Here is a 12,403-nt window from a genome sequence, read left to right as displayed (position 1 = left end):
TTCTATTTCGACAACTAAGAGCAATAACCTTCTAATTACTGCCAATTACTTAAAACTTTCTCTTTAAAAAGACTAGCAACTTACAATTTTTTATAGTCAGTGCAGAATTTGCAAATAAGGGGGTAATCCCCTAAAATGTAAGTAGATAAGATTAAGAACGTATGCCTTGCCTGATAAAAATACTTAAAAAGCAATTTTAGTTTTAAAGAAAGAAGATGAATTCTATGGAATTACTTGATGCTCTGAAAACCAGACGGAGTATTCGACGATTCAAAGCAGATTCAGTCCCTGAGACGGCGATCAGAGAGTTGATCGAAGCAGCTCGGCTTGCCCCCTCAGGCAGTAACCTTCAGCCTACTCGCTTTGTAGTTATCAAAAGTGAAGCAGCACGTGCCAGACTGACAGAAGCTTCGCCGTTGCCCTTTGTCAGCCACGCACCTGTTGTCATTGCCTGCTGTGTGGACATGGAGTCCTTCGGAGGCATGGGAACAAGAGCCCGAGAACTTAAAGAAGCAGGAGCTTTTAATGATACTCCTCTTGAAAAAATGGACCCCGATGCCTATGCCAAACGCATACCCTTGGATCCAGCAGTCGCCGAAGGCTATCTACGGTTAAATGCCGCCATTGCTGTTGATCATCTTACATTACGAGCTGTTGATCTTGGTCTTGGCACATGCTGGATCATGATGTTCGATCAAGAAAAGGTTAAGAAAATCCTCGATTTGAGTGATAATTATCGTGTCGTAGCCTTAATCCCTGTCGGCTATCCTGATCAAAACCCTAAGCCACGCCCGAGAATTGATTTAGACCAACTAATCCTTAAAGAAGTATAATGTTATCATTGCCTGCTGCATGCTTCCCAAAAATCTAAAACTAATCAATATAGACAAAGGAAGGACTTTTTTTAAAAAGTCTCTTCCTTTGCTGGCATAAAGAACGATTATCTAATTCTTTTCATACCTTATAATTTTTAATAAGAGCTAACAAATACTTGGACTTGACCTGTTCACTTGCCATCATTTGTTTAAGGGGAGGCATTTTTAAGATTGCTCCCAAAATTGCTGCCATGGCGCGGTGACTAAACAAAGCCTGATTATCAAAGATGAGATTATGAAGCTGCCCTTTCTCAATACTTTGCAAAACGATGCGATGAACAGAGTTGACAGGTGTTATTACCCGTTTATCCCGGTGATTAAGCTTTAAGGCCCCATGATTACAATTTCTCACACAAACACCGCATCCCAGGCAGACATTCTCATCTAATTTGACTTTTTTTAGGACTGTGCTATCGCCTATCGTTTGAGATTCAATGGACAAGGCCCCCACGGGGCAGGCTTGAACACACCTTCCACAGCCTTTGCACCGGGCTTCGTCTACCTCTGGCAGGAAATTTGTTGTATTTATAGTGTTTAAGGTTCCGAACCGTTTTATGGCCAAGAGAGCTTCACAGCAACAGCCGCAGCAATTGCATAAAAAAGGTAATCCTTCTTGTTCGTTTTCACCAATTTGGACTAAGTTATGCTCATAAGCCTTTTCAATTAAACTCATACATTCGGAAACGGTGATTTCTCTGGCATAACCATATTTAATCAGGCTGGCTGCAGTTCCTCCAAATGTCATACAAATCTCCAGAGGAGCATCACATGCCTTGCCAAGATGACTCATCTTATGTCTGCAATAACAAGTGCCAACTCCTATATGGGAGGCTTTTTTAATTATTTCACTACTTCGTTCATAATCCAAGATATGAAGATCATTTACGGTGCTTAACGCTTGTTCATTGACAAAAATCCGGCCTAATTTCGTTTCGGTAACAAATAAATCGCGAACAAAATTCTCCTCAACATTTAAGTACTGATAAAATAGTTCGGCAAGGAGTCTTTGATTACTGTTCCCATTAAGCCGCATTAAAGAAAATTCGAAAAAACCGGCCATCGGCGGCGGCAGTACAAAGGTTCTTACGCCTGTGGGATCCTCAATATCCAACAATAGGGCTCTGGAGGCAAGTTCTATTAGTGTTTTTTCTGTATCTTTTAAATCCATAGATAAGGCCGCGCTAGCAGCTTGAACCGTGAATGGCTTTATAGGCAGCTTGGACATAATCCTAGCTTCTTTTTCGCTCATGAGAACCTTAAGTATTTTAAACAAATACTCGGTAGGCGGTGCCCCTTGCGGAAATCGATTTAAGCGCTCACTTAATTGCTCATATCCTGATTTCAACGTTCTATGTGCCATGAATACTTCTCCTCTATGTTTCTTACTTAATAGTCTAGTATTAATTATAGTACAAGATGGGATATTCTTCTATGAATTTGGATACTGTTGCCAATTAGAGTTTTATTCAAATGTCTTATAGGTTTGTTAACTAACGCTAATTCAGTTTTACAGCATTATGAAATTGCTATATGAATAATTAATATTGCAGAGGTGAAGGCTATGGAAAAAATAGGCTTAGTGTTAGAGGGCGGAGGCATGAGAGGACTCTATACCTGTGGAGTTCTGGAATATTTTATGGAGAATGATCTCTATTTCAACTATATCATTGGCGTATCCGCCGGCGCATGCAATGCTGTTTCCTATATTTCGAAGCAGCGTGGACGTAACGAGAAGGTTATTATCAATTATGCGCAAGATTGGCGGTACATGAGTTTAAGAAATCTTCTGCTCAGCAAATCATATTTTGGAATGGATTTTATCTTTGACGAAGTTCCTAATAAGCATGTCGCTTTTGATTTTAAGACTTTTTATAATTCTCCTTGTAATTTTTTAGTAGGTGCCACAGATTGTAAAACCGGTAAACCTGTTTATTTAACTAAAGAAGAAATTGGTGAAAAGTTTCAGGCTTTAAGAGCCTCAGCTTCTCTGCCTCTTATATCTCCTATTGTGCATTATAAAGGGTACGAATTATTAGATGGTGGAATCTCAGATTCCATACCTATCCGCAAATCCATTGAGGACGGCAACTCTAAAAATGTCATCGTCTTAACAAGAAATCGCGGCTACAGGAAAAGTCCGGCTAAGTTCACCGGATTCCTCAAAGTAGCTTACAGAAAGTACCCTTCCTTAGTAGAAACGATGTTGAATCGCTATAAAATTTACAACGATACCTTAGATTATATTGAGCAGCTTGAGAGTAACGGTCAGGCTCTTGTCGTCAGGCCATCTAAAGCCTTAGAGGTTGGTCGAATTGAAAAGAATCCTCAAAAGCTTCATGGACTATTGCAAAACGGGTATCTGGACACAAAAGAAACCTACCAAAAAATTCTAGAGTTTATTTCCTAGTCATGAGGTTAATTTTTATATAAAAAGCAAAAAACCGAAGAGTGGATAAAGAACAGAAAGTCCGTTAGCCTACGGCTTTTTCCTCTACAAAAATAAACTGCGGGCTAAAAAGCCCGCAATTAACATGTAATTAAGATGTCATCTTTCATCATCGAAGGATAAATAGGATACTTATATCTTATTGAAGTTCTTCAATTAACGCCTTGAATCCCGGCAAAGCGTTCTCGATGGTTTTATAAGCAACACAATAAGCAATACGCGCATAGCCGGGACAACCAAAAGCAGTTCCGGGTACAATAAGAATATTCTTCTGCTTGGCCAAATTGCAGAATTCCACGTCGTTATCAAGGGGGGTTTTAATAAACAAGTAGAATGCGCCTTCAGGCTTAATACATTGATAGCCGTAGGATAAGAGTCCGTTATAGAAAAGTTCACGATTCTTATTATAGGTCTCAACATCCACTTTGGCATTCAAGCATTTAGCCACAACTCTTTGAAATAGAGATGGCGCATTAACATAACCTAAGGTACGATTTGCGATATTCGCCGCTATCAGTATATTTTCGAAATCTGCTGCCTGATCGGGAATTACTAAATAGCCAATTCGTTCGCCTGGCAAAGAAAGAGACTTACTAAATGAATAGCCGATAATTGTGTTTTCATAATACTTAGTTACATAAGGAACTTTTACATTGTCATAGGCCAATTCTCGGTAGGGTTCATCAGAAAAGAGATAAATATCGGTGCCAAATTCTTTTTGTTTTTCTCTTAAAATGTCTGTCATTTTAAGGATAGTTTCTTCGGAATAAACCACACCGGTAGGATTATTCGGTGAATTTATAATAATCACTTTGGTTTGAGGAGTAATTTTTTGCTTAAATTCTTCAAGATTTGGTTGAAAATCAAGAGTATTAGGGGAGACTACGAGCAGCTGGCCCTCAAAATTATTAACATAATTTCGGTACTCTCCGAAAAAAGGGGCAAAGGTAATGACTTCATCTCCTGGGTTTAGTAATGTTTTAAGAATAACGTTTATGCCGCCGGCAGCACCGACGGTCATCAGTATGTTCCTCTGTCCAAAAACAGTGCCAAATTTATCATTTATCGAATCGGCGATTATTGCCCTAACGTCCTCAAATCCTGAATTATTCATGTATCCATGAATTTTAGTGGTGTTTTCCGTATTTAATATTTCTAAGATTGCTTGCCTAACATCCTCCGGAGGCTCAACACTTGGATTTCCGAGGCTGAAGTCAAAAACATTTTCTGCACCGTGAATTTCCGCCAATCGCTTTCCTTCCTCAAACATTGCACGAATAATCGAGCTGCTTTGAACCTGCTCTTTCATTTTATTAGATATCATTGCCTTCAACCTTCCTTTAACAATTGTAATTTGTCCCTTTTATCTAATGTCTCATTATACCACTGAAAAGGATAAATTGTTAAACCATCCCAATTAATATCCTCTTAAAAAGGGGAAAACGCTGAAAAACTGAGCTATTTGAAAACTAATTTATTATTGGCAGGAATAATCTTGTAAACGAATTTAGAATAAAATCACCTGCGAAAATTCCAAAAATACAGCCCAAATTGAATCTCAGAAATCAATAGGCTTTCTAGTGGAACAGAAAAGCTGCCGCCCCAAACATTATGGTTGTAATCGCTGCCGCAAGTAAGGCGGGTTTCAGTTTTAAACGCGCATATTCCATTACTGGAAGGTCGAGAATTGTACACAGAGTCACGGTATTATCACTGAGAGGCGACGCAAAAGCCCCAAAAGTTCCGCTGGAAAAAACAGCACCAATAACAATTAAAAGATTGGCTCCCGATTGATGAGCAAGAGTTATTCCTAAGGGCATGAGTAATCCCCATGTCCCCCATGACGAGCCAATAAAATACGAAATTAAACCGCCAAGAAGGAACATAGCGGGAGCGATAAAATTATGGGGAATTCGGCCGGCCACTTGGGCTGCAATATATTTAGAGAATCCTAAATCTTCCGATACAGCGGACAGCGCCCAGATCAAAGTCAACATAATGATCACGGACATTAATTCGTTGCCGCCTTTTACAAAATGCGTTACGAGTTTTGCAACACTGAAATGCTGAACTAAATAAAAGATTATGGCAAGGACCAAGGTAAGAAACACCGCCTCAAGCATAACACCCAGAGCATCAACTTTCAAAAAGGCACCAATAAAACTGCTGGATTTTGTATGCCCATCCCACCAACTCAAAAAGACCGTACCAAATACGACACAGATGAGGGGCAGAATCAAATTCCAAGGTTTCGTGGGAGTTTCTTTTTCGAAAGACCGATAACACTGTTGAAGGTCTTCTTCGCCCTGTTTCTCATTTGGGTCTTGGCTATTCGCCTGATTGTTTGTTTGGCCACTTGTTTGATTACTTACGGAACTCTTTCCGTTTTCCAGCTTCCCTGCCCCAAAATCATGAAAGAAACTGTAATAAATCCCGAAGGCTATAATAACAAAAGAAAAGAAATTAAAGGGGATACTCTTGATATAGATGACATAAGGCGCTTCCTTACTTCCCACATGTTTAAGAGCTGTCCCTGTCAAGGAAACCATATAGCCGACAAATGCTGTAGCAACGGGAACGAGAGCAACAACAGGATTAGACGTTGCTTCGATGACAAAACCAATTTCTTGTTTCGTCATCTTTAAGCGCTGCCTTAATGCTTTCATGATCGGAGCAATCGTCACAATCCTAAAATCCGGATCAGAAAAGGTTCCAATGGTTGAAAGCCAAGTTAATAACATGGCGGAACCTTTTGTTTTAACCTTATTTCCGACGAGATTGACAAAACCTTTAATTCCGCCGGTCATTTTCGTTAAACTGATCAATCCTGCAAATACATAGAGGAAAATAATAATGCGAATATTATTCTCTTTTATAATATTAGCGACAATATAACCAATCAATGTCTTCATGCCCCCTAGGACATCAGGAGTCTTTAAGTAACATCCCAAGATTAATCCGACAAATAATCCGGGTTGAACTTGTTTCGTAATAATCGAAACAGGAATAACAACCAAAAAAGGTAATAACGATATCCAAGAACCTGCCATGTCAACACTCCTAACAAGCTTTTTTTATATTAAGAGTGTTGTGCAGGATTAATACAATTATTCATTAATCAGTTTAATTTTGAAAACGACTGGTTTAATCTTAATTAGGGGATTATCTCTAAACACATAACCAATGTTTAGCAGGATTATCCTATATTCATCATCTGGTTAAAGCTTTTCCATAATTCTAGCTCTCCCTGGGTCACAAGAGGGACTGCTCGCATCTGTAACGAGTGATAGCTTTGTCAAATAGTAGCACTCTTCCCGCAGCATATGGTCCGGCATTAGAGGGTCTAACATCCCTAAAATTGATTTATTGAGAAGACGTTCTAATAGTTGAGTCAGAAAATGAATAAATTGCTGAATTTGATTTGCTGCCTCATGATTAAATGTCGTTAGAACTGAAAAATCCCGCATTGCTCTTGTTAAGCCTCTGATTTCATGAGCTTTGCGATAGCTGTCTTCGAAATCTTTGGTAAAGCGTTGACTTTCGTTTCTGAGGGATGCTTCTACAACATCAAGTGAAATGGTAATTGTATCGGCATGTCCAATCGCATCTAACAACCACAGTAAATGGTAATGGGTCGGATGAAGCAAGGGAACAGTTTCCCCCTTGACTATATAACTCAGTAATGTTTGGTATTCTTCCAGTTCATTAACCATATGGCTTATCAGCGAGGGTTCTAAATTGATTCGTATTTGACCTTCCAGCTGGCGGCTGATTAAATGTAACTTAAAATCCTTTAATTGCTGTACCTTCTGCCAAATGTGGTTGTGAAAGTTATGTAATTCCCCCATACCTGTTCCCTTACGGACTAAAGCAAGAAGACTGTCAAACTCGTGAATAAAATAAAGTGCACGACTAATCTCATCTTTTTCAGAAGGTCCCAAAGCTTTTAAAAAGAATCGGCTATGGTCACCAAGAACTTGTAACCAAAAACGGTGCTCAAATAAAACACTTTCAGATGATTCAGCAGTCAAGTTAAAATCCTACCTCCTTCATAGAACATCCTAATGTTATGATATTGTTTGAGGAGGAAAGTTAGACTCGCAACCTAAAAAAGGGTCTAGATTGTGCCGGAACACAAACTAAACCTTTTTTTTAAAAGTAAGATCAAATTTTATGAACTAAAATTTTCCTTGATAAATTCGGTCGTTGAATATGATCTTTGTAAGAATTTCGCGACTTCGTTAATATGTCAATCCATTCCTCTTTGGAAAACAGAGTCGCCATAAGGGATTGATTATCAAGAAGCAGTGAATATTGACTCGGATAATCTGATTCAATCACATCTAATATTCCCACGGGAGAATCCTGAACATGCTTTCGATTTTTCAAACTGCGGTAGTCCGCTAAATCATACATAAAATACCTCATAAGTTGATCGTCTTGAACTTATTATAGCACAAATTTCAGGACAAACGATGTTTAAAATCTTCATAACCAAACTGTCTGATGACTTTAATTCCTTGTTCTTCGTTGAAAAGTGCAATGGCAGGAAGATTAACGCCATTAAACATATTGTTCTTTACCATAGTATAATGGGCCATGTCACAGAAAACAAGTCTCTGACCAATTTTTAAGGGTTGTTTAAAGGAATAATCTCCAATGACATCTCCCGCTAAACAAGTATGACTTCCCAGCCTATAGGTATAAGAATATTCACCAGGCTTCCCGGCATCAATTACATTAGGTCTGTAGGGCATTTCAAGAACATCCGGCATATGACAGGCCGCAGAGGTATCTAAAATAGCAATCTTCATGCCGTTTTCAACAATGTCAAGAACGCTGGCAATAAGAAATCCTGTATTTAAGGCAACCGCTTCCCCCGGTTCAAGATAAATATCCACGCAATATTTATCTTGAAGCCACTTGATCGCTTGAATCAACCTTTCGATATCGTAATCAGGTCTGGTAATGTGATGGCCTCCGCCAAGATTAAGCCATTTCATAGTTTTAATATATTGCCCAAATTTCCTGTCGACCACCGGAAGTGTTCGTTCCAGGGTGTCAGAATTCTGCTCACACATTGTATGAAAATGGAGGCCTTCAATTCCTTCCAGTTCATCAGGTCTAAAATTCGACAGTGTCACACCCAGCCTGGAGTTTTGATAACAAGGATTATAAATAGGGGTCTCAATCTCCGAATATTCCGGGTTAATGCGAAGACCGCAGCTAATCTTCTTGTTTCCATATTGCTGCACTTTTCCTTTATATCGATTCCATTGAGAAAACGAGTTAAAAACGATATGGTCACAGTTCTCAAGGATACCGTCAAATTCCTCTTCAATGTAGGCAGGTGCATATATATGAACTTCTTTGCCCATTTCTTCCCGCCCCAGTTTCGCTTCGTACAAAGAACTTGCTGTGACCCCTTTAAGATATTTAGCCACAAGAGGAAAGACAGAAAACATAGAAAAGCCCTTTAAAGCAAGAAGAATACGGCATCCCGTACGTTCTTGCACAGAATTCAGAATTTCCAAATTTTTTAAAATCAGCCGCTCATCCACTAAGTAACAGGGAGATGGCAAGGTATTAATATCAAAGTCCATGGCAATACCTCAATCAAGGAGTGTTGGCATGAACGATTCCTGCCAGGGCAGACCAGATTTATTAAGGGCTTCCATAAAAGGATCCGGATCGAATTCTTCAACATTAAAGACACCGGGCTTTTTCCAAACACCTTTGAGCATTAACATGGCGCCAATCATGGCCGGAACACCAGTCGTATAGGATATAGCTTGCGAACCGACCTCTGCATAACATTCCTGATGGTCACAAACATTGTAAACGTAATAGGTTCTGGGTTTTCCGTCCTTAAGCCCTTGGATAATACAACCGATATTCGTTTTCCCTTTCGTTCTTGGCCCCAGAGATGCAGGGTCGGGAAGAACTGCTTTCAAGAATTGCAAGGGGATGATTTGTCGTCCTTCAAATTCAATAGGCTCAATGGACGTCATACCAACATTTTCGAGGACTCGTAAATGATTAAGATAATTATCCGAAAAGGTCATCCAGAATCTGATTCGTTTTACTCCCTTAATATTTACTGCCAGGGACTCTAATTCTTCATGGTACATAAGATAAATGTTTTTGGGACCGATCTCGGGAAGATCATAAACTTGCTTCATAGAAAGAGGAGGCGTTTCTATCCAAGAGCCGTTTTCGAAGTACCTTCCATTTGCTGTGACTTCCCGAATATTTATTTCAGGGTTAAAATTCGTGGCAAAGGGATAACCATGATCACCACCGTTGGCATCAACAATATCAATGGAATGGATTTCATCAAAATAATGCTTTTGGGCATAGGCACAAAAGACTCCGGTAACTCCGGGATCAAAACCGCTTCCTAACAACGCTGTTAACCCAGCCTGAGCAAACTTTTCTCGGTAAGCCCACTGCCATTTATATTCGAATTTTGCAATGTCCGGTGGTTCATAATTTGCCGTATCCATATAGTCAACACCTGCTGCTAAACAAGCATCCATAATAGTCAAATCCTGATAAGGAAGTGCAAGGTTCATGACAATATCCGGCTTAAAGCTCTTGATTAGTTCAATAACCTCGTCGGTATAATCAGCATCAAGCTGTGCCGTTTGGATTTTTGTTCGGCTTCCGGATAGCTTGCTTTTAATTGCTTCACATTTCTCTAAAGTTCTGCTGGCAATACATATTTCCTCAAAAACATCCGGATTCTGACAACATTTATGAATTGCAACACTGGCAACACCGCCAGCACCGATAATCAAAGCCTTCCCCATGTCAACAACCTCCTATCACTTTTACAGCAATGCAAATTATACCTAAACAGCGTCAATTTAGCAATAACAATCTCGAAAAATAAAGAAAACAAGGGTAATTCTTTGAATTATCCCTTGTTTTTATACACCCAACTATTTCTATTAATTTTTCGCCTACATTCTCGTCTTTATTCTTTCAATCGCTTGCAAAGTATTTTCACGTGTACCGAAAGCAGTTAAGCGAAAATATCCTTCACCGTTTGCTCCAAAGCCTGCTCCCGGCGTTCCAATGACATGGGCATTCGTCATAAGTTTATCGAAGAACTCCCACGAACCCATAGTATTGGGGGTCTTCATCCAGATATAGGGAGCATTGACGCCTCCGAAAACAGTATAGCCGGCAGCTTGTAATCCTTCACGAATAATCCGGGCATTTTCCATATAGTAATTAATCGTCTCCTTAATCTGCCGCTGGCCTTCTTCCGAGAAAACAGCAGCCGCAGCCATTTGGACCGGATAGGAAACACCATTGAACTTGGTTGTTTGTCTCCTTAGCCAAAGTTGATTAAGACTGTGCGCTTCACCTTTGGAATCATAAACTTTTACGTCCTTCGGGACAATGGTATAGGCACAGCGAGTACCTGTAAAACCAGCCGTCTTGGAAAAACTGCGAAACTCAACGGCAACTTCTCGTGCGCCTTCGATCTCGAAAATACTGTGGGGAACTCCTTCTTCTCGGATATAACCTTCATAGGCAGCATCAAATAAAAGGATCGAACGATTTTCGCGCGCGTAGTTCACCCATTGTTTCAGTTCGTCTTTAGACAGAGTCATTCCGGTGGGGTTATTAGGGAAACAAAGATATATCATATCTACTCTTGTCTTGGGAAGGGAAGGTTTCATGCCGTTTGCTTCCGTACAGGGAAGATAGACAATTTTACCATACTGTCCCTTATCACTGTCATACATTCCTGTCCGCCCAGCCATGACATTGCTGTCCACGTAAACAGGGTAAACGGGATCGGTCACAGCCATAATATTATTAACTCCAAAAAGTTCTTGGAAATTTGCTGTATCGCTTTTGGCTCCATCGCTGATAAAAACTTCATCAACGGAAAGTCCCACTCCGCGAGGAGTAAAGTCATGTTCTATAATTTTCTCAATCAAGAACTCATAACCTTGCTCTGGTCCATAACCCCGAAAAGTTTCTGCCTTTCCCATCTCATCAACGCCCTTGTGCATTGCCTCAATAACGGCAGGCGGCAAAGGACGGGTTACATCACCAATGCCTAAACGAATAATATCCGCTTCCGGATTGGTGGCTTTGAATTGATTAATTCTGCGGGCGATTTCAGAAAACAGATAACTCCCAGGTAACTTCAAATAATTTTCATTGACAAGTGCCATATGTATTCAAACTCCTTTATTTATTCCTCGTACTTGTTACAAATTATATTTATTGATTGGAAATTTTGCAACTCTATTAGTTAAGTATACAATGCTCAAGCAGATTAATAATATGTTCTTTGTATGTTCCCGCTCCTTTTATTGTATTCATAGAACATATCATTGACAGCAAAATGTTTAATAGAAGCTCCTGTTTGATTCAATAGTTTCTTTTTAACCCAAAGGTGCGAACTCGTTCAGCAAAGCTGAATATCGAGACTTCGATGACGAAAGTGTCCTGTGGACACTTTCGCCGCAAGCGCCTAGCCCATAACAAATGCAATCGCACTGAAGGATGGACTCTAGCCCCACCGAAGAAAGGTATGGGAACCACTCCCACTTGTAGAAGTGAAGCCTTAGGATTGGATAAATTATCTGCGCAACTCTTGTTTTGCTATTCTTCCGTTGAGAGTTCGACAACACCGCCTTTTGATTCATCTTGACAGCAAGATTCGCGGGAATCGCACCCACATGGTTTTTCAAGTTCCCAAAAGATAAATGTCAATAGGATCACTGCAACAGCCAATTCATAGACAATAATGCCCCCAATTAATATAGGCATGTTATTCGATTCCTTTTTACAGTGGCATGAACAACTCGCTTCATTTTCAGTCATAACCATAGCCTCCCAACTATTGATCCGCTTACCTATAGAATATTCCAGTTTATTCCATAAAGAGCATGGCTCCCTTAATATTTAAATAGCGTCAAAGCGTAGAGGCATTAGGGAATTAATAAATCATGAGTGAACTACATACTCGAGATTTGACGATAAAGGTTCAAAAAATTTTTCACCAAGTATACAACAAATACGTAAACTATTATGCGTTTGGAACATAAAGTGT

11 protein-coding genes are annotated in these 12,403 nt (G+C 39.7%); 2 read left to right on the top strand and 9 right to left on the bottom strand.

Translation table 11 applies throughout. The features are described 5' to 3' along the window. The first annotated feature begins 224 nt into the window (after nt 1-224). Nucleotides 225-833: a nitroreductase family protein gene (locus B5Y67_RS13025; protein ID WP_088226866.1), complete on the top strand. Its 609-nt coding sequence runs from the start codon at nt 225-227 to the stop codon at nt 831-833. Between the two features lie 121 nt (nt 834-954). On the opposite strand, the gene B5Y67_RS13020 is transcribed toward B5Y67_RS13025, so the two are convergent. Next, a complete protein-coding gene (locus B5Y67_RS13020) occupies nt 955-2,235 on the bottom strand; it encodes a 4Fe-4S dicluster domain-containing protein (RefSeq protein ID WP_088226865.1) in 1,281 nt (426 codons plus the stop codon). A gap of 201 nt (nt 2,236-2,436) precedes the next feature. On the opposite strand from B5Y67_RS13020, the gene B5Y67_RS13015 reads away from it, so the two are divergent. After that, the gene (locus B5Y67_RS13015; protein WP_088226864.1) at nt 2,437-3,282 is read left to right on the top strand and encodes a patatin family protein; all 846 of its coding nucleotides are present in this window, start codon (nt 2,437-2,439) and stop codon (nt 3,280-3,282) included. A 178-nt stretch (nt 3,283-3,460) separates the two neighbouring features. Here the strand turns inward: B5Y67_RS13015 and B5Y67_RS13010 are convergent, their stop codons facing one another. The 8 genes from B5Y67_RS13010 to B5Y67_RS12975 all read right to left on the bottom strand — a co-directional run bounded on the left by B5Y67_RS13010 (nt 3,461) and on the right by B5Y67_RS12975 (nt 12,174). Beyond that, nucleotides 3,461-4,645, bottom strand: a complete 1,185-nt coding sequence (locus tag B5Y67_RS13010) for a pyridoxal phosphate-dependent aminotransferase (RefSeq protein ID WP_088226863.1) — start codon at nt 4,643-4,645, stop codon at nt 3,461-3,463. A gap of 253 nt (nt 4,646-4,898) precedes the next feature. Then, nucleotides 4,899-6,371: a Na+/H+ antiporter NhaC family protein gene (locus B5Y67_RS13005; RefSeq protein ID WP_088226862.1), complete on the bottom strand. Its 1,473-nt coding sequence runs from the start codon at nt 6,369-6,371 to the stop codon at nt 4,899-4,901. A 168-nt stretch (nt 6,372-6,539) separates the two neighbouring features. Further along, on the bottom strand, nt 6,540-7,352 hold the full coding sequence (locus B5Y67_RS13000; RefSeq protein WP_088226861.1) for a DUF2935 domain-containing protein: 813 nt from the start codon (nt 7,350-7,352) through the stop codon (nt 6,540-6,542). Between the two features lie 133 nt (nt 7,353-7,485). Next, nucleotides 7,486-7,737 (bottom strand): hypothetical protein, encoded by a 252-nt coding sequence (locus tag B5Y67_RS12995; RefSeq protein ID WP_088226860.1) that lies wholly within the window; start codon nt 7,735-7,737, stop codon nt 7,486-7,488. Between the two features lie 47 nt (nt 7,738-7,784). Next, the gene (gene nspC, locus B5Y67_RS12990) at nt 7,785-8,924 is read right to left on the bottom strand and encodes a carboxynorspermidine decarboxylase (protein ID WP_088226859.1); all 1,140 of its coding nucleotides are present in this window, start codon (nt 8,922-8,924) and stop codon (nt 7,785-7,787) included. A 9-nt stretch (nt 8,925-8,933) separates the two neighbouring features. Further along, nucleotides 8,934-10,133 carry a saccharopine dehydrogenase family protein gene (locus B5Y67_RS12985; protein ID WP_088226858.1) on the bottom strand — a complete coding sequence of 400 codons (1,200 nt, stop codon included), beginning with the start codon at nt 10,131-10,133 and terminating at the stop codon, nt 8,934-8,936. A gap of 153 nt (nt 10,134-10,286) precedes the next feature. Continuing rightward, nucleotides 10,287-11,519 (bottom strand): LL-diaminopimelate aminotransferase, encoded by a 1,233-nt coding sequence (locus B5Y67_RS12980; protein WP_088226857.1) that lies wholly within the window; start codon nt 11,517-11,519, stop codon nt 10,287-10,289. A gap of 433 nt (nt 11,520-11,952) precedes the next feature. Then, nucleotides 11,953-12,174, bottom strand: coding sequence for a hypothetical protein (locus B5Y67_RS12975; protein WP_088226856.1), 222 nt, complete (start codon nt 12,172-12,174; stop codon nt 11,953-11,955). Nucleotides 12,175-12,403 lie beyond the last annotated feature (229 nt).

The organism is Desulfosporosinus sp. FKB (assembly GCF_002196705.1).
Classification (GTDB): Bacteria; Bacillota; Desulfitobacteriia; order Desulfitobacteriales; family Desulfitobacteriaceae; genus Desulfosporosinus.
This window is presented reverse-complemented; position numbering and strand designations above follow the sequence as displayed.